The sequence below is a fragment of the Winogradskya consettensis genome (assembly GCF_018332715.1).
Lineage (GTDB): Bacteria > Actinomycetota > Actinomycetes > Mycobacteriales > Micromonosporaceae > Actinoplanes > Actinoplanes consettensis.
On the sequence record NZ_BOQP01000030.1, the window covers coordinates 66,988 to 84,271 of the forward strand.

15 protein-coding genes are annotated in these 17,284 nt (G+C 70.8%); 1 reads left to right on the plus strand and 14 read right to left on the minus strand.

Annotated elements, in window-relative coordinates; translation table 11 throughout:
- Positions 1 to 15: 15 nt before the first annotated feature.
- The 10 genes from Aco04nite_RS27035 to Aco04nite_RS27080 form a co-directional block, all read right to left on the minus strand.
- Positions 16 to 1,290: a thaumatin family protein gene (locus Aco04nite_RS27035; RefSeq protein WP_213000063.1), complete on the minus strand. Its 1,275-nt coding sequence runs from the start codon at positions 1,288 to 1,290 to the stop codon at positions 16 to 18.
- A 95-nt stretch (positions 1,291 to 1,385) separates the two neighbouring features.
- Entirely contained in the window at positions 1,386 to 2,075 is a 690-nt protein-coding gene (locus tag Aco04nite_RS27040) for an endo alpha-1,4 polygalactosaminidase (RefSeq protein ID WP_203839634.1), read from the minus strand.
- Complete coding sequence (locus tag Aco04nite_RS27045; RefSeq protein WP_213000064.1) at positions 2,072 to 3,040, minus strand: NAD-dependent epimerase/dehydratase family protein; 969 nt, start codon at positions 3,038 to 3,040, stop codon at positions 2,072 to 2,074. The genes Aco04nite_RS27040 and Aco04nite_RS27045 overlap by 4 nt, the downstream gene beginning before the upstream one ends.
- On the minus strand, positions 3,037 to 4,377 hold the full coding sequence (locus tag Aco04nite_RS27050; protein WP_244876328.1) for a nucleotide sugar dehydrogenase: 1,341 nt from the start codon (positions 4,375 to 4,377) through the stop codon (positions 3,037 to 3,039). The genes Aco04nite_RS27045 and Aco04nite_RS27050 overlap by 4 nt, the downstream gene beginning before the upstream one ends.
- 41 nt (positions 4,378 to 4,418) lie before the next feature.
- Positions 4,419 to 5,231, minus strand: coding sequence for a glycoside hydrolase family 191 protein (locus tag Aco04nite_RS27055; protein ID WP_244876329.1), 813 nt, complete (start codon positions 5,229 to 5,231; stop codon positions 4,419 to 4,421).
- A gap of 197 nt (positions 5,232 to 5,428) precedes the next feature.
- Positions 5,429 to 6,307: an NAD-dependent epimerase/dehydratase family protein gene (locus Aco04nite_RS27060; RefSeq protein WP_213000065.1), complete on the minus strand. Its 879-nt coding sequence runs from the start codon at positions 6,305 to 6,307 to the stop codon at positions 5,429 to 5,431.
- Positions 6,304 to 7,032, minus strand: coding sequence for a sugar phosphate nucleotidyltransferase (locus Aco04nite_RS27065; RefSeq protein WP_213000066.1), 729 nt, complete (start codon positions 7,030 to 7,032; stop codon positions 6,304 to 6,306). Before Aco04nite_RS27065 ends, Aco04nite_RS27060 begins: the two co-directional genes overlap by 4 nt.
- A 28-nt stretch (positions 7,033 to 7,060) precedes the next feature.
- Entirely contained in the window at positions 7,061 to 8,767 is a 1,707-nt protein-coding gene (locus Aco04nite_RS27070; RefSeq protein WP_213000067.1) for a hypothetical protein, read from the minus strand.
- Positions 8,764 to 10,317, minus strand: coding sequence for a GT4 family glycosyltransferase PelF (gene pelF / locus Aco04nite_RS27075; protein WP_213000068.1), 1,554 nt, complete (start codon positions 10,315 to 10,317; stop codon positions 8,764 to 8,766). The genes Aco04nite_RS27070 and pelF overlap by 4 nt, the downstream gene beginning before the upstream one ends.
- A 31-nt stretch (positions 10,318 to 10,348) precedes the next feature.
- The gene (locus tag Aco04nite_RS27080) at positions 10,349 to 12,562 is read right to left on the minus strand and encodes an Agd3-related carbohydrate deacetylase (RefSeq protein ID WP_213000069.1); all 2,214 of its coding nucleotides are present in this window, start codon (positions 12,560 to 12,562) and stop codon (positions 10,349 to 10,351) included.
- 966 nt (positions 12,563 to 13,528) lie between these two features.
- Between Aco04nite_RS27080 and Aco04nite_RS27085 the strand changes: the two genes are divergently transcribed.
- Positions 13,529 to 14,146 (plus strand): NAD(P)H-dependent flavin oxidoreductase, encoded by a 618-nt coding sequence (locus Aco04nite_RS27085; protein ID WP_213000070.1) that lies wholly within the window; start codon positions 13,529 to 13,531, stop codon positions 14,144 to 14,146.
- Positions 14,147 to 14,528: 382 nt separating this feature from the next.
- Here Aco04nite_RS27085 and Aco04nite_RS27090 read toward each other — a convergent pair whose 3' ends face one another.
- From Aco04nite_RS27090 to Aco04nite_RS27105, 4 genes are all read right to left on the minus strand, one after another.
- Positions 14,529 to 15,302, minus strand: a complete 774-nt coding sequence (locus Aco04nite_RS27090) for a phosphodiesterase (RefSeq protein WP_213000071.1) — start codon at positions 15,300 to 15,302, stop codon at positions 14,529 to 14,531.
- A gap of 69 nt (positions 15,303 to 15,371) precedes the next feature.
- Positions 15,372 to 15,689, minus strand: coding sequence for a DUF3349 domain-containing protein (locus Aco04nite_RS27095; RefSeq protein WP_213000072.1), 318 nt, complete (start codon positions 15,687 to 15,689; stop codon positions 15,372 to 15,374).
- Between the two features lie 4 nt (positions 15,690 to 15,693).
- Positions 15,694 to 15,993, minus strand: coding sequence for a hypothetical protein (locus Aco04nite_RS27100; RefSeq protein WP_213000073.1), 300 nt, complete (start codon positions 15,991 to 15,993; stop codon positions 15,694 to 15,696).
- Between the two features lie 12 nt (positions 15,994 to 16,005).
- Positions 16,006 to 17,229 (minus strand): inorganic phosphate transporter, encoded by a 1,224-nt coding sequence (locus Aco04nite_RS27105; protein WP_213000074.1) that lies wholly within the window; start codon positions 17,227 to 17,229, stop codon positions 16,006 to 16,008.
- Between the last annotated feature and the right edge of the window lie 55 nt (positions 17,230 to 17,284).

Consider the following 17,284-nt stretch of genomic DNA (forward strand, 5'->3'; position numbering starts at 1 on the left):
CGCCACGTGAAGTGATCATGAGATCACCCGGGGGCGGGGGCGGGGTCCCGGCGGCGGGGGCGGCGGGGGTGCCTGGCCCGCGGCGAGGGTGACGAGGGCCCGGTGCCATTTCTGGTTGGCGAAGCCGTTGCAGGTCCAGATGTTCAACGGGGCGCCGTTGGCGGGGTTCCAGCCGCCGATGTCGAGGCATTTGTTCGAGGCGGTGTTGACGATGTCGCCCCCGGAGGTGAAGCGCCATTGCTGGGCGCCGGTGCCGTTGCAGGTGTAGAGCTGGACCCAGCCGCCGTCCGCGGTGGAGCCGTCCGCGACGTCGACGCATTTGCCGCCGATGCGGATGGTGGCGTCGGGGGCGAAGGTGAAGCGCTGGCCCTGGGCGTTCCAGCAGTCCCAGACGCCGAGCCGGATCCGGTCGGAGTATTCGCCGTTGGGGACGTCGACGCATTTGCCGTTCCAGTCGCTGATGATCTGCGTTTCGGCGCCGGTGGGTGGCGGCGTGGTGGGTGGCGGCGTGACCCCGTCGTTGGCGTGGAAGGTGACGGTGAAGCCGGTGCACTCCTTGCAGTTGTACATGACCTGGTTGCCGGGCTCGGTGTCGTGTTTCGACCAGCTGTACGCCCGCGGGCACGCCGCCTTGATCGCCTGGCTGTAGTCGGTGACCGCGTCGCGGTTGGGGTTGACGCAGAGCAGCGGCTCGCCCTGGGCGTCGCGGCGCAGATACGCGGCCGGGCACGCACTGAGCAGCGGTTTCGCGCAGCCCGCCTCGGCGCAGTACTGCGATCCGGGCGCGGGTGCGGGCGCACCGTACGGCGTGATGGTGATCGGCAGCGACACGGCGTTGACGTAGCTGACGTTGTACCAGGGCGCGCCCCACGGGTCGGACGGGTCGAAGTTGAACTCGGCGAGGCTGGCGTCCTGCTCGTAGTTGATCGCGCAGTGGTCGGCGGCGTTCCCGCAGTCCCCGACCTCGCAGTGGAACGTGCTGCCGCTGACCCCGGCGCAGCGCTGCCGGGCGAAGAACTTGCCGCGCCAGTGCCCGGGTGTGGTGTTCTCCGGGATGACGATGGTGGCGGACTGGCCGGGTTCGAGGATCGGCAGCCGGGTGAAGTTGACCGACTCGTCGGCGTTGACCGTGCTGCCGACCCACACCTTCTCGCCGCTGGCGTTGACGAACGTCACGGTGTGCTCGCCGGCCGCCCGCGCCGCCCGCCCGCCGGCTATCAGCCCGCCGGTGATCAGGGCGAGGATGACGACGACGGCGAGCAGGATCCGGCGTAAGGCGACAATCGACACGTACCCATCATGGCCTTAGGGGTTGATGGTTGTCGATACGTAAGGGGCCGGCGACAGCGCGTCGCCGGCCCGGGAGAAGAGGCCAATACGCGGGGTCAGACCCGGGACAGGGCCCGATCGCTGACCACGCACTGCATGCCGAACTGGTGGGCACGGCGGACCGCGAAGTCCGTCAGACCCGGGGTGTCGGCGTAGTCGAGGGCGTACAGGTCAAGTTGCAGTTGAAGTAACTGCTCGGCGATCTGCGCGTGGAACTCGAGAACGTCCGCGGGCCAGGGCGCGTACCCGTCGTCGGTCCAGCGGGCCGAGAACGACTCGAAGACCACCCCGTCGACCAGCTCGGCGAGCCGCGGCAGCATGCCGAAACCCCGGTTGGCCAGCATGTACGCGGGCTTCGCCTCGGCCCGGATCGCCGCCACGAGGGTCAGCAGGTGCGGCACGTCCTCCGGGTAGGTCAGCTCGACGTTGAGCGTGTCGAGGAACAGCCCGTCGAACCCGGCGGCCATCGCGTCCCGGGCCTGACCGACCACGTGCGCCACCCACTCCGGATGTCCGACGTGGACGAAAGAGCCACCCCAGTCCGGGTTCTTCTCGGCGCGCTGCCAGACGGCGGGCGGCCCCTGGTCCTCGGACAGCGTGAGATAGCCGAGGGTCTGCACCCCGCGCTCCTTGAGGAACGCGATCTCCTCGGGTTTGTAGAACTCCGGCTGCAGCACCACCCGCGGATACCCGGCGAGCTCGGTGAGTTTGCCGTTGCCGTAGTAGAAGCAGATCGGGTCGGTCATGACGGTCTCCCGTGCTCGGCGTACCAGGCGTACGTCGATCGCACGCCCTCTTCGAGCGACACCTTCGGTTCGTAGCCGGTCAGCGACCGCAGCCGGGTGAGGTCCGGGCAGCGCCGGCGCACCGAGCCGGGCGGGGCCGGGGTGGCGGCGACGACGGGGTTCGCCCCGGCCACGCGCAGCACCAGCTTCGCCAGGTCGCCGATGTTGGCCTCCTCGCGGTCGTTGCCGATGTGCACGATCTGACCGGCCGCCTCGGGCGTGGTCATCAGCCGCACCATCGCCTCGACGGCGTCGTCGACGTGGCAGAACGCGCGGAACTGGTCGGCGCCGGGCACCAGGAACGGGTCCTCGCCGGCCTGCGCGCGCAGCGACATCTCGGGGATGACGTGATCGGCGCCCATCCGCGGGCCGTAGACGTTGTGGAAGCGGCCCACCACGGTCTCGAAGCCCTTGGCCCGCGCGGTGTGCAGGAAAGCGGCTTCGCCGAGGAGCTTGCTGGCCGCGTACGCGAACCGCGGCGCCGTGATGTCCGAGATCATCACCGGGATGTCCTCGCCGGTCGGCACGCTGACGACGCCGGCGTCGACGCCACCCGCGTACACCTCGCTGGTCGAGGCGAAGAAGACCCGTTCACCGGGCGCGATCCAGTCGAGCAGGTGCATCGCGGCAAGGGTGTTGACCCGCACCACCCGGGCGGGGTCCTTCTCCACGTTGCGCACCCCGACGACGGCGGCGAGCAGGTAGATCTGGTCCCACCCGTGCGGCAGGCCGGCGTACGCGGACGGGTCGGTCAGGTCCGCCGAGATCACCTTGACGCCGGGCCGGGCGATCAGCTCGTCGAGGTCGCCGTCCTGGCGGCCCCGGGAGAAGTCGTCGACGATCGTGACCTCGTACCCCTCGGTGGACAGGCGGCGGGCGAGGTGCAGGCCGATGAACCCGGCACCACCGAGCAGCAGCGCCCTCATGCCGAAACCGCCGAAACCGAAGGAACCGCCGGAGCCGCCGGAGCCGACGGGAGGTAGCCGAGACCGGCGTAGCGGATGCCGAGCGCTTCGACGGCGGCGCTGTCGAGGATGCGCCATGAGTCGAAGATCAGCGCCGGGCGGCTGTCGCCGAGCAGCTCCGTCACCTCGATCGACCGGTAGTCCGGGTGGTCGTTGATCACGAGGATCGCGTCCGCGTCGGTGAACGCCTTGTCGAGGCTGACCGGGTCGCCGCCGTACTGCCGGATGACGTCCTCGGTGACCATCGGGTCGTGGCCGGTCACGGTGATGCCGGCGGCCGAGAAGATCGGCATCATGTCGGCGATCGGCGTGCCCCGCATGTCGTCGGTGGGAGGCCAGCCCTTGTACGCCCACCCGAGCACGGCGAGCCGCAGCCCCCGGGTCTCCCCGCGCGCCTCGGCCAGCAGCCGCACGACGGTGTCGGCCACGTGCTTGGGAAGGAACTCGTTGAGCGCCCGCGCCTGACCGACGAGGTACGGCTCGTAGTCACCCGCGCTGTCCAGCATGATGTACGGGTCCTTCGACAGGCACCCGCCGCCGACGTACCCGGGCTTGGCCAGGTCGGGGCGCGGGTAGCCGACGTTCGCCGCCCGCAGGACCTCCAGCGGGTCGAGACCGTGCTGCTCGGCGATCAGCGCGATCTCGTTGCCGAACGAGTAGATGAGGTCGGTGTGGCAGTTGTTGGACAGCTTCACCATCTCGGCGGTCTCCAGGTCCGAGACCTCGACGACGGTCTGCGCCAGACCGCTGAAGAACTCCACACCGGCCCGCAGGCTCGCCTCGTCCAGGCCGCCGACGACCTGCGGCAGCTCGACGAGCTCCCGCAGCGCCTGACCCTGGATCGTGCGTTCCGGGGCCATCACCAGCTTGACGTCGTCGCCCCACGCGGCCCGCAGCTCGGGCAGCACGACCTTGCGGCTGGTGCCGACCGGCACGGTGCTGCGCACCACGACGAGCGTGCCCGGCCGGCAGGTCGCGGCGACGCTGCGCGCGGCGCTCGCCAGGTTGGCCAGGTTGGGCCGGCGGGTGCTCTCGTCGACCGGTGTGGAGACGCTGATGACGGCGACGTCGACGGTGTCGCGCGGCAGTTCGGCGGCGACGTGGACGCCGTTGCCGACCCGGGCGGCGAAGATCTCCTCCACCCCGGGCTCGAAGATGTGCGACCGGCCCTGCGACAGGGTGTCGATCACCGTGGGCGACACGTCAGCGCCGTGCACGATGAATCCCTTGTCGGCCAGAGCCGCGGTCAGGGTGAGCCCGACGTAGCCGAGCCCGACGACCCCGATCGTCATAGGCATGTGGTTCCCCTCCAGTACTTCGGTGTGTGTCGGCCGCCGCGTCACGGACACGGCGGGCCGGGTCGGTCAAGATCCAGCACGGTGACCGTGCCGGCGAAACGTTCGGTCCGGTATCGCGCGCAGGCGCTGCGCACGTCCGCGGCCCGGGTCGCGTAGTCGACGCTGAGCACGAACTTGCCGGCGTCCCGCAACGCCCGCGTCTCGCTCAGGTTCTCCGCGCAGTAGTCCTCGGTGCAGCGTTCGTCGGTCGCCTGGTAGAACAGCTCCTCCATGGCGATGCCGTCGACCGCCGCGGTGTATCCGGGCTGGTGCCGCAGTTCCGGCGAGTTCTGCGGGACGATCAGAAAATCTTTGGTGCGGCCCTTGGCGTACGCCGAGATGCGCGCGATCAGCCCCGCCATGTCCCGGGCCAGCCGCGCCCGGTCCCGGCCCTGCACCGAGCCCAGATCGATCTCCTCGTACGCCAGGGGCGTGTCCAGGTAGACGCCGTCGAACCCGGCCCGCAACGCCTGGTCGACCCGGGGCCGCACGACCCGCTGCCACCACCGTTCGTCGTAGTAGCGCACGAAGTACTCGCCGGGCCAGTCCCCCCACTCGTTGGCGATCAGGTCGGCGGCGTCACGCCGCAGCCCCGGGTATTCGGGCCGGAAATCCTCGATGCTGCCGATCTCGAAGTACGCCAGCACGCGTTTGCCGGTCGAGCGCACCTTCGCGATCTCGGCGGCGGTGAAGTAGTCCTCGTGCGCGTCCCGCGCGAGATCCACCACGACCACCTGCCACGGCCCGGCCGCCAGCTGGTCGAGCTTGCCGCCGGAGTAGTCCTGCAGCTGGTACGCCCACGAGCGGAACTCCACCGGCGTGGTTGTGGGCTTTCCCGTGGGGGCCACCGTCCCGTCGGAGGTAGCAGTGGGCGTGGGCGTGGGAGTGGAAGCCGGAGCCGGGGACAAAGCGGACGTCGAAGGAGCCGGCGGCGGCGGAGAGGGGTCCTCCGAGCAGGCCGCCATGAGAAGGAGCACGGCGGCCACGCAGAGGACGCGGTGGCCGTGGAGTCTCACCCGGGCGCCCCCGCCCAGATGTTCGTGATGGACGTCTCCAGGTCGTGCTCCGGTTTCCAGCCGAGCTCGTCGCGGGCCCGGCTGATGTCGGCCTGGATCCAGTCCACGGCGGCGGAGCGCTGCGGCCCGGTCCCGACCTCCCGGATGGCTCCCTTCCAGCCGGCCCGCTCGGCCAGCAGGCCGACCGCGGCGCGTACGGTGACCGCCCGCCCGCTGCCCGCGTTGTAGACCCGGCTGCGCAGCCGCGGCTCGGTGACGACCGCCCGGAGCAACGACGCGATGTCCTGGACGTCGACGAAGTCCCGGTAGGCACCCAGCGGCCCCAGCGTGATCTCCGTCGAGCCGACCGCGAGCGCTTCCCTGATCCGCAGAGCCGCCCGGCCCAGGACGTTCTCCGCCGGTTGCCCCGCGCCGATCGGGTTGAACACGCGTACGGACACCGCGTCCAGCCCGGACAGCGTGAACAGTCGCGTGCCGGCGACGTGGCTGACACCGTACGCGCCGACCGGTTCTGTCCTCGAGTCCTCACCGACGGCCTCGCCGTGCGGCACGACGCCGTATTCCCCGGCCGAGCCGAGCCGGACCAGCCGCGCGAACGGCACCGCCTCGGCCGCCGCCTCGAGCAGCTTCGCCGCGACGAGGGTGTTGGCTCGCACGAGGTCCTCGCCGGAGCCGCCGAGCGCCCCGACGCAGCTCACCACGGCGTCCGGGCGTTCGGCGCGCAGCAGTTCCGCGAGCGCGGTCACGTCCCCGGCGATCAGGTCGTGGCGGTCCCGCCCGGGACAGATCAGGTCCTCGACCCGGTCTTCGGCGGTCAGCGCCGCACGCACATGACCCCCGATGAACCCGGACGACCCGAAGAGCAGCACCCTCATACCGGCTCACCCAGCCGTTCGCGCAGGATCAGCGGCCGGATCCGCTCGAAGCTGCGGTTGGCCTCGTCGTAGTCCTCCGGCCGGCCGATGTCCAGCCAGAACCCCTTGAACGGGTACGTCGCCGGGTTGTCGCCGCGGGCCAGCAGGTCGAGCACCAGCTGGTCGAACCCGAAGGACAACCCCGGCGGGTACGGCGCCAGCGTGCGCCGCGACATGCCGTACACGCCCATGCTGACCTGGTAGTGCAGCTCGGGCTTCTCGCGGAACCCGACGATCCGTGAGGCCTCGACGTCGAGCACGCCGAACTCCACCTTGTGGGTACGCTCGGCGATCGCGACGGTCAGCCCCCCGGCCGACAACGCGTGCTGGTGCAGCAGGTCGGCGTAGTCGAGGTCGGTCAGGATGTCGCCGTTCATCACCAGGAAGTGCTCCGGCAGCGACTCCTTCAGGCCGAACAGCGGCCCGACCGTCGACAGTGGCCGGTCCTCCTCGATGTAGTCGACGTGCAGCCCCCAGCGGTCCCCGTCGCCGACGAACGCCCGGATCAGCGGGCCGAGATGGTTGATCGCGAGGGTGACCGACGTGAAGCCGCACCCCGCGAGCTGTTCGAGGACGATCTCCAGGATCGCGTGCTTGTCACCGATGGGCATCAGCGGCTTGGGCAAGGTCGTGGTGTACGGCCGCAGCCGCACGCCCTTGCCGCCGGCAAGAATCACCGCATGCATAGCAGTTCTGCCTCCCCATGGTCGTGATCTACCGGAAGTGGCGGACCTGGCCCGCGAACGGGGACAGGCCGTACAGGAACAGGCCCTGCAGCGCGACGACGCTGCCGAGATAGAGCAGGGTGTCGGTCAGCGGATGCGCCGTCCGCCCCAGCAGGGGCGCGGCACCGAGGGCGGCACCGATCCCGATGTGCACCGCGAGCGCGGCCAGCATCGACCAGCAGAGCCAGCCGAAACGTTCGAAGCCGGCCAGCAGGAACGCGGAGTAGTAGGCGCCGCCCAGCACGACGTGGGCGGCGATCATCACCACGCCGGGTGCCGAGAGCCACCCGGTCAGGGCCAGCCCGGCGATGAGCACCAGGCCGAGACCTGCCGGGACGGCCAGGCAGAGCAAGGTCTCCCGGGCGATGAGTACGCGCATCGCGCGCTGGAAGTCCTCGGGCCGGTGACTGAGCCTGGTGATCCGGACCGCGGCGGCCCGGAACCCCTCGGCGCGCCACTCGACAAACCCCATGGCCAGGATCAGCGGGGCCACCGCGGCCGCGATGTCGAGCCGGTTCAGCAGATACGGCGCCTCGGCGTGCAGGAGCAGGGCGGCCGAGCACAGGCCGTACCACGTGACCCCGGCCAGACCGGGCAGCTGCAGGCGCAGCAACGGCAACCCGGACGCCTCCGCCACGTCGCCCCGGTTCCGGGTGAGCAGCAGCGCGGCGACGTAGGCGGCGGTCACCCCGGCGGCAGCGGTGACAAGCGCAGGGGTCCGCAGGGCCGGGCCGGCCAGGAGGTACGCGCAGCCGAAGACGACCGCCGGCACCATGGTCAGCGCCTGGACGCCCTCGCGGCGGTAGAACACCAGCACCGTGCCGGCCAGCTGATAGCCGAGCTGGCACATGGCGAGCACGATCAGCCCCCAGCCACCGCCGGTGACCGCCACCACGAGGAACCCGCACGCCGCACCCGCGAACGGCGCGCCCACGGTCGCGAAGCGCAGGAGCCGGGCGGCGGCCCGCGGGCGGTTGCCCCCGAGCAGCTTGTACGCGCCGAACGCGGCCGTCCCCGCGTACAGCCAGCCGAGCGCGCTGGCCAGGGTCAGCGCCAGCACCACCGACCGCTGCCCGAGCACGCCGAGCACCGCGGGGAACACCGCGCTGGGCAGGGCGTACAGCGGGCCGTGCGCGAGGACCCGGAGCCCGGAGCGCCACGTCCGCGGGGCGTCCGGCGCGGCCGTCTGCTCGAGCGGCGGGCCGAGCCGGCGGTATACCTCGACGGCGAGGGCGAACACGTCGGCGAAGCCGTACTCGACCTTGGCGCCGCGGTCGGTGAAGCCGTCCGACTCGAGGGCGGCGGCGACCTGCAGGGCGTCGACGGCACGGGCCAGCTTGGGCCGCATCCGGTCGACGAGTTCCTCCAGGGGGTCGTCGGAGATCCGGGGAAGAACGACGGTGTGGATCGGCGGGCCGCTCGCTGCCGTGTCCGGGCCGGCGGAGGTGCCGTCCGGCCGCGCGGGGCCCGCGGGGGCGCGGCGGGTCCGGCGCGACTGCGGCGGGATCGGGGGCCGGATCACCTGGGTGTCGGAGTTGTCGGTCCGGTGCGCCCCGGCGGTGTTCGGCGCGGACAGGCGTACGGTCCGGTCGCCGACGTCCATGCGGACGGTCTCGTCCGGGAGCTCGATGCGGACGGTCTTGTCGCCGATGTCGATCCGCACGGTCTCGGTGCCGGCCTCGTCGTTCACCGTCACAGCTGCCCACCGGTGTAGAGACCCGAGGTGGCGGCGGAACGCTGCCGCGGCGGCCTGGCCCGGCCCTGCGCCGTGCCGCGCAGGTGCTCCGGCTGCTCGGCGGCACCGATCGGCGTCGCGAGTCCTTCGTAGACGTTGCGATACATCTGCAGCGACTGGCTGAGGGTGAAGTGCTCGAGGACCCGGGCGCGCGCGGCGACGCCGAGCCGGAACCGCAGCTCGTCGTCGCGCAGCAGCTTGACGCAGGCCTCGGCGACGGCGGCGTGGTCGCGCGGGGCCACCACGATGCCGGTCTCCCCCACCGCCTCGGACACCCCGCCGACGTTCGTGCAGACCGTGGGCCGCCCGCAGGCCATGGCCTCGACCACGGTGTACGGGAAGCCCTCGGAGATGCTGGTCAGTGCGACGATGCTGCCCGCGTGGTACGCGTCGACGGCGTTCCCGATGCGCCCCTCGAGCACCGCCGAGCCGGTGAGCCCGAGCTCCTCGATGAGCAGCTCGCAGGACTCGTGGTAGATCCGGTTCACGGCGGGCGTACCCCCGAAGATGCGCAACCGGGCCGCCGGGATCTCCTTCTTCACCAGGGCGAACGCCCTGATCAGCGTGTGCAGGTCCTTGAGCGGGTCGATCCGGCCCATGAACGAGATCGTCGGCACCCCGGGCTCGCTGGTCGCCGCGGGGAACTCGGCCGGCTCGACGCCGTTGTACATGGTCCACATCCGGTCCGGATCCGCGCCGTTGTGCAGCTGCCAGCGGCGGTTGTACGCCGAGTGCGGCGCGAGCACGTCGGTGATGAGGTACGCCGCCCCGGCCAGGGACCGGAAGAAGCTCAGCGCCAGCACCCGCACCGCGTGCGAGGCGTCGTCGTCCAGGTACGAGATGTAACGCTCCCGCAGGTAGATGCCGTGTTCGCTCATGACGATCGGGGTGCCGTGCCGCCACTTGGCCGCCATGGCCACGAGCGTGGACAACCCGTTCATCGAGCAGTGGATGATGTCGGCCTCGACGACCGGGGCGCTCAGCGGACGCAGCATGTGCTCGATCAGCCACGCGGCCTGGATCGCGTCCGCCACGGTCGGCGCCGGGGACGTCTGCTCGACGCGCAGCTCACGCCACGCGTCGAGCATCATGCCCAGGGCCTCGTTCGACACGAGCGCGGCGCTGAGGTCCCCGCCGTCGGCGGCGTACTCGTAGAGCCCGCGCAGTGCGAGCAGGAACATGCTGCGGCTGACCGCGCCCTGCTCGGACAGCGTCGTCTCCAGCGGGGTGACCAGGGCGCGCAGGAACACCGCATACGACTCGGTGAACGCGGCCCCGGGTTGCTGGTTGTTGCGCCTGGGGTGGTCCGGCCCGCTCCCCCAGAGGGGGATCGAGTGGACGTTGTCCAGGTTCACGGGCGGGGCGAAGACGGATTCCTCGCTGCCGTCCACGGTGAGCGCGACGACCTCCCAGCGGTAGTCCGGGATGCCTCGGATGAGCTGCTCACACCAGATGCTCACCCCGCCCATCGCGTAGGGGTACGTCCCCTCCGACACGAGTGCGACACGCACTGGATCTCCGCCTTCCCCCCGTCCGCCGCGATCAGGCCCGCGGAGCCGCGGTCACCGTCACGGCCGTGTTCGCCACGAGGGCGATCGGCGCCGAGACGTCGCTGCCGTACGTGCTCGACGTCGCCGCCGTCACCCCGCTGAGCTGCACCGTGCCGGTCAGCGGCGAGGTCACCGTGACCGTGCCGGTGGACCGGTCGTAGACCGGGTCGGCCCCGGCGGCCCGCTGCGCGAAGTGCGCGTTACGAACCGTCGTGTACGCGCCCAGCGCGGACCAGTCGAGGTTGATCAGCGGCGTCGCGTAGAGCGAGTCGTACTTGCCGACGACGCTCTCGGTCCAGTCGGTGAGCAGCGTCTTACCGGTCCCGTAGTCCTTCACGTTCGCGATGTGGAAGGTGTGCGTGTTGATGCCACCGGACGCCACGTGCTGCAGCGCCACGCCGGCCTCGTAATCCACGATCTGCGCGTACGTGCGGTCGGTCGGCCAGTACGGGAAGCGCCCGTTCGGCCCGTAGAAGGAGTTGTAGAACGCGGTCTCCTCCTGCGGCGTGGTGACGTGGTACGCGATGTTGGTCGGCCAGTCCGGCACCACCGACAGGCTCGCCTCGAGCGGGTGCACGATGCTGGTGTTGAAGTTCGCCGGCACGTGGCTCGCGAACGAGAAGTTGCCGTGCAGGTACTTCACCCCGAGGTCCTTGGCCGCCTGCAGCAGGTTCGGGTTGGAGCCGGTCAGGCCGTGGTCGACGGGTACGCCGGTGTCGTCGTCGGGGTCCGTCGTGTAGACGCCGAGCCCGGAGTACTCCGGGGTCTTCAGCACGTCGTTCGGCGTGGAGATGCCGGCGGCGGTGGCAGCCGTACGGTTGTCGTTGATCTCGCCATAGGTCGTGGCGTAGTTGGTGCTGTTCAGCTCGTAGTGGTTGAGCGTGTGGTTCAGCCACCGGAAGTCGTTCTTGAGGCACTTGCTGGTCGCGGTCAGCTCGGTCGGGCCGCCGTTCGGGCTGCACGTGCTGCCCGCGAACGGATCGATGTCCGCGCCGTTCAGGGCCAGGTTGTAGGTGAACCCGGACGCCTGCGGGTGCGCGGTGCGCAGCGCGGCCTGCTTGTCCTTCAGGTTGACCATGTCGTGCGCGGAGACCTGGAAGCCCGGCGTGTACTCGACGTGACCGTCCGGGTAGTAGTGGTCCGAGGTGTTGAACCAGTCGTCGACGTCGACGTTGAGGTAGTGCCGCTGCTCGCCGAGGAACATGCCCTTGGTCGCCCACCGGACCACGCCGTAGACCAGCAGATCCGACTGCAGCAGGTACTGGTTCAGCGTGAACGTCAGCGCGAGCCGCTCACGGCCGTCGGTCGACGTCGTCCGCACCCCGAGCACGTTCGTGCCGTCGGTCAGCGTGGAGTCGGCGCTGCAACCCGCGGCGATCGAGGTCTTGTAGACGTACGACTGCACCACCGGGATCGTGGCGCTCGCCTTGAGATAGTCGAACACCCCGGCACCCGCCGCGGTGAAGTTCACGTTGAGCGGGGTGTCACCGACCGAGGTCTCCCCGGCGGAACGCAGGCAGTAGTCCTCGGGCCAGGTGCCGTAGCTGGTGTAGAGCGCGGCCTGGCGGACACCGAAGTTCCGCTCGTACGCCCAGAGGATGTTCCACTCGCCGCTCTCGAGGCCGTTGAGGTAGGCACCCCCGGACGAGTAGACCAGCATGCTGTTGGTCAGCAGGATCGCGTTGTACTTGCCGACGCCGTCAGGGCGCACCAGCGAGCCGGTGGTCAGCGTCGTGTCGGCCGAGTAGAGCACGTCGTAGGCCGCGCCGACGCGGTCCAATGTGGCCTTGTAGGTGGCGACACCGAAATCGCTGGTGTCGGTGGCGATGATCAGCGAGCGCAGGGCGACCTGGTCGTTGACGCCGGCCACTGCGGCGGCCTTGCCGGTTGTGGTCGCGGCGGCCTTGCCGGGCGTGGTCACGGCGACCTTGCCGGTGCGCTTCGGCAGCGGCGCGGGCGGGGTGACCCGCGGCTGGGCGACCTGGCCGTAACCCGGGACGCTCGGCGCGGCTCCGGCGGGAGCGCGCAGCGCGGCCTGGGTTTGAGCGCGCAGCGCGGCCTGGGTTTGAGCGCGCTGGACCGGCTGCGCGCCGGCCGGTGTAGGCGCGGCGGCGACGAGGACACCGGCGCACAGCACGGCGAAGAGGGAGCGGATCCCCCGTCGTTGGACGATCCCTCGTCGTTGGACGAGACGAGCAGGAGCCATCAGGCGTCCTCCACAGCAGAGACGACAGAAACGTAAGAACGGTGCGGTGCATGCTCGCGAAGCCGGCGAGGATGGCGGGCCGACGGCGAGTCTAAGCAAGATTTAAGGATCACCGAGGCCGTATTCGGGTGTCCCCAGATTGACTATTGGTGCGGTTGACTCTGGATCGTCCCTGGTGATAGCACCCGAACCCCCGCCGCGCCGTAACACCGTCCGCAAAGTCGACTCCATGGACCTGACTTGCGAATCTCCTCTGCCTTTCGTAATGCGCCATTAACATTCAGCCGGACCGCCAACACGACATCGGAGATCATCACTGAGCGTGATCCGCCTCCCTAATGTCCACATAGGGCACGGTTCACACGAAGCGACGGATCTGCGAGGTTACCCCCGGGCAGCACAAACAGTCCGAAGTGGATTGCGGGAGCAACACGGCCGTAAACTGTGGGTTCAGCCCAGGAACGGGAACCATTTTCCCAAGGTTCTCCGGACCACCCCGAATGGATCATCGCGTTACCCGCAAGAAATCTCCACCGAACGGCCACAATTATCGCCCGCACGGCGGTTTACCGCTACCCGTGACACATTCGATCGACAGTTATTCGCGGGCACTGGCCGATGGGATCATGACACTGACAACCCCGTTCACGCGGATGACCGGAGCACGGCACCCGATCGCCCTGGCGCCGATGGGCGCAACCGCGGGCGGTGCCCTCGCCGCCGCTGTCGCCCGCGGTGGCGGCCTCGGCCTGCTCGGCGCGGGCGGCGGCGACAGGGACTGGCTCACCCGCGAGCTCCCCCTGGCCGCCGCCGGCCCGGGCCCCTGGGGCGCCGGCTTCCTGACCTGGGCGACCGGCACCGCGGCGGTCGAGCACGTCCTCTCCTTCCGGCCGGCGGCGGTGATGTTCTCCTTCGGCGACCCCACCGGCGTTCACCGGCCTCGTCCACGATGCCGGCGCCATCCTCATGGTCCAGGTCACCGGTCTGGACGAGGCCCGCCGCGCCCGCGACCTCGGCGCCGGCATCATCGTGGCCCAGGGCACCGAGAGCGGCGGCCACGGCGCCCGGCACGGCCGGTCGACCCTCCCGTTCATCCCTGCCGTGGTGGACCTCGTGGCACCGGTGCCGGTCCTGGCCGCCGGCGGCACAGCGGACGGCCGCGGCGTGGCCGCGGCCCTGGCGCTCGGCCCGGCGGGCGCCCTCCTCGGCACCCGCTTCCAGGCCACCCAGGAAAGCCTCGCCGACCCGTCCACCGTCACGGCGATCCTCGAGGGCCGGTCCGAGAACACCGAACGCAGCCGCGTCCTGGACATCGCCCGGAACTCCCCCTGGCCGTCCACCTACACGGCCCGGACACTCGGCCACCCCTTCCTCGACCGCTGGCGCGACCGCGAACCCGAACTGGCCGCGGACCCCCACGCCCGACAGGCCTCCCGCGACGCCGCCGACCGCGGCGACATCCCCGCACAACCGATCCGGGCCGGCGAGTCCACCGACCTCATCACCGACCACCCCTCCGCCGCCGACCTCGTCCCCGCCCTGGCCGCCCAGGCCGAAACCGCCCTCCGCCAGGCCACGCTCTGACCGGCCCCACCCACACTCCGACCGGCCCCACCCACACCCCGGCCACGCTCCGACCGGGTGCTCGCCCTGGAGAGCGGTGCTCGCCGCGAAGGGCGAGATCCCCCGATTCGGAGAGCAGTGCTCACCGCAGCAAGCGGGTCCCGTCCCGCAATCGGCATACCCCCGCCCCGCAGAGCAGCGCTCACCGCAGCGAGCAGCGCCCCGCCCCACAAACGGCATACCCCCGCCCCGCAGAGCAGCGCTCACCGCAGCGAGCAGCGCCCCGCCCCACAAACGGCATACCCCCGCCCCGCAGAGCAGCGCTCACCGCAGCGAGCAGCGCCCCGCCCCACAAACGGCATACCCTCGCCCCGCAGAGCAGTGCTCACCCTGGAGAGCAGTGTCAGTAGGCGAGGACGGCGCCCGCCCCGGAGACGGCGACCGAGTGGGTCGCCCAGCCGTCACCGGCGGGGGCGTGGAGCAGGAAGGTGGCCGGCTCGATCAGGTAACCCGGCGGTTGGGCGTCGTGCAGGCGCAGTGCGGTCTGGCGGTAGGTAGCCGGGGCGACGCTGGCCAGCGTTCCCGCCCACGGCACAGCGATGGTCCGGTGGACGTGCCCGGCCAGGACCCGCGCCACGTTGCCCCGCCTCGCGACGATCTCTCCGAGCTCCGGGCCGTCGAGCAGCCCCATGCCGTCCAGGAACGGGATGCCGACCGCCACGGGCGGGTGGTGCATGGCGATGAAGGCGGGCACGTCCGGGCGTACGCCCAGGGTTTCGTCGATCCAGGCCAGTTGCGTGTCGCCCAGCCGGCCCTCCGCCCGGCCGTGGATGACCGAGTCGGCGACGATGACAGTGGCCGAGGGGTATTCGACGGCGTACGACGAGGACGATCCACCGGCGAGGTAACGGCTGCCGCCCAGCTCCGTGGTGAAGCGCGGGCCGTCGTGGTTGCCGGGTGCGAGATGCACGGGGATCGGGCACAGGCCCAGGATGTCGAGCAGGAGCGCGTACTCGTCGGGGGTGCCGTGCTCGACCAGGTCTCCCGTGATGACCACGCAGGCCGGGCGGGGTTCGAGGGCGAGCAGGCGGGCGAACGCGCGGTGCAGGGCCGTCGCCGGGGCCGCGGCGAGCGGGCCGGTCGGCAGGTGCGGGTCACTCAGGTGCGCGATGAGCATCGCCCGATGGTAAGGACGCCGAAGCCGTTCCCGCCGGGCGCGGATCGGACACCCGGCGGGAACGGGGGCTCAGGCGAGCGGCGGGTCCGCGAGGGGCCAGCCGCCGGCGGCGAGGTGGGCGGAGACGCGTACGACGTCCTCGGGGGTGGCGTTCTGGAGCACCGAGCCGGCGATCATCGCCTCGATGTCCTCGGCGGTGATGGGGTCCGGGCTTTCCGGGGACTCCTTGGCCAGGTCGATCGCGATCTGGCGTACCTCGTCCTCGGTGAGCTTGCGGCGCAGGACTCCGAGCAGGGCGACGTAGTCCTGCCGGGGCACGCCCGTCGGGTAGCCCGCGCGCAGCCACTCGACGGCGCGGGTCATGAAATTGGACCGTGATTCGGTCATGGCCTCACTTGTCCACGATGGTCGGGAACACGTGCTCGAAGCTCAGCGCCTTGCCGAGGCCGCTGGCCACGATGAACGTGATACCCAGGACGACGCCGAGCAACACGATCGCGAACAGCAGCCAGCCGAGGATCTTGCCCGCGGCATGCGGAGCTGCTCCGGCGGTTGCCTCGGCGCTGCCACCGTCGCCCCAGGCGAGGGTGCGGATGCCGAGGGCGAACAGGGCCGGCAGGCCGGCGCCGAGGATCAGACCCGCCGCCAGGACCTTCCACGCGCCCTCGAGGGCGAAACCCAGGTTGTGCATCTCGTACGCCTCTCAGCTCGCCACGGCGGCGGGCTCGCGCTCGGCGGGCCGGGCGTCCTCCCACTCGTCGTTGACGTTGTTGTGGTCGACCGGGGTGCGCCGCGAGCGCAGGAACATGTACGTGGCGGCGGCCAGCAGGATGACGAAGACGGCGATCGAGCCGGCGAGCCCGCCACCGAGCAGGTTGCCGATCCACCACATGACCGCGCCGACGACCGCGGCGGCGGGCAGGGTGATCAGCCAGGCGGCGATCATGCGGCCGGCGACCCGCCAGCGGACCTGCGCGCCGGGTTTGCCGACGCCGGAGCCGAGGATCGAGCCGGTGGCGACGTGCGTGGTGGACAGTGCGAAGCCGAGGTGGCTGGAGGCCAGGATGACGGCGGCCGACGCGGACTCGGCGGCGAGGCCCTGCGGCGGGGCGATCTCGACCAGGCCCTTGCCGAGGGTCCGGATGATCCGCCAGCCACCGAGGTAGGTGCCCGCCGCGATGGCGAGGGCGCACGCGGCCTTCACCCAGAACGGGATGCTCTTGGTATCGGTCCAGTCCCCGGCGGCGATCAGGGCGAGGGTGATCACGCCCATGGTCTTCTGCGCGTCGTTGGTGCCGTGCGCGAGCGAGACCAGCGAGGCGCTGCCGATCTGGCCCCACCGGAACCCGTTGTCGGTGAAGCGTTTCGCGACGCCGACGGTGATCCGGTAGATCAGCCAGGTGCCGGCCGCGGCGACGACGCCGGCGATCACGGGCGACAGCAGGGCGGGCAGGATCACCTTGCCGACGACGCCGTCGAGCTTGCTGCCGTCGCCGTTCCAGTTGACGCCGGCCCAGCCGAGCCCGGCGATGGTCGCGCCGATCAGCCCGCCGAACAGTGCGTGCGAGGAGCTGGACGGCAGCCCGAGCAGCCAGGTCAGCAGGTTCCAGACGATCCCGCCGACCAGGCCGGCGAGCACGATGAGCAGCAACGCGGAGCCGCCGTCGGCGAGCAGTTCGGGCTTGGGAGCACCGTTCGAGCTCTGGATCTTCACCACGGCGTTGCTGACGGTGAGCGCGACCTCGACGGAGAGGAACGCACCAACAAGATTGAGGATGCCGGAGAGCGCCACGGCCACCTTGGGCCGTAGCGCCTTCGTCGCGATGGAGGTGGCCATCGCATTGGCGGTGTCGTGGAACCCGTTCGTGAAGTCGAAACCGAGTGCGGTCACGACCACGAGTACGAGAATCACGGAAGTCTCTGTCACATGCAGATACTGACTCGCGCCATCGATGTACGGCTACCGTCGAAAGCCTGGTCAC

What these genes read in the sequence shown, in the direction of transcription:
- Aco04nite_RS27060 (WP_213000065.1), bottom strand. Translation starts at nt 6,307, where the DNA reads ATGAGGGTGCTGCTCTTCGGGTCGTCCGGGTTCATCGGGGGTCATGTG.
- Aco04nite_RS27050 (WP_244876328.1), bottom strand. Translation starts at nt 4,377, where the DNA reads ATGCCTATGACGATCGGGGTCGTCGGGCTCGGCTACGTCGGGCTCACC.
- Aco04nite_RS27100 (WP_213000073.1), bottom strand. Translation starts at nt 15,993, where the DNA reads ATGCACAACCTGGGTTTCGCCCTCGAGGGCGCGTGGAAGGTCCTGGCG.
- Aco04nite_RS27085 (WP_213000070.1), top strand. Translation starts at nt 13,529, where the DNA reads ATGGTCCAGGTCACCGGTCTGGACGAGGCCCGCCGCGCCCGCGACCTC.
- Aco04nite_RS27090 (WP_213000071.1), bottom strand. Translation starts at nt 15,302, where the DNA reads ATGCTCATCGCGCACCTGAGTGACCCGCACCTGCCGACCGGCCCGCTC.
- Aco04nite_RS27095 (WP_213000072.1), bottom strand. Translation starts at nt 15,689, where the DNA reads ATGACCGAATCACGGTCCAATTTCATGACCCGCGCCGTCGAGTGGCTG.
- Aco04nite_RS27065 (WP_213000066.1), bottom strand. Translation starts at nt 7,032, where the DNA reads ATGCATGCGGTGATTCTTGCCGGCGGCAAGGGCGTGCGGCTGCGGCCG.
- Aco04nite_RS27080 (WP_213000069.1), bottom strand. Translation starts at nt 12,562, where the DNA reads ATGGCTCCTGCTCGTCTCGTCCAACGACGAGGGATCGTCCAACGACGG.
- Aco04nite_RS27040 (WP_203839634.1), bottom strand. Translation starts at nt 2,075, where the DNA reads ATGACCGACCCGATCTGCTTCTACTACGGCAACGGCAAACTCACCGAG.
- Aco04nite_RS27045 (WP_213000064.1), bottom strand. Translation starts at nt 3,040, where the DNA reads ATGAGGGCGCTGCTGCTCGGTGGTGCCGGGTTCATCGGCCTGCACCTC.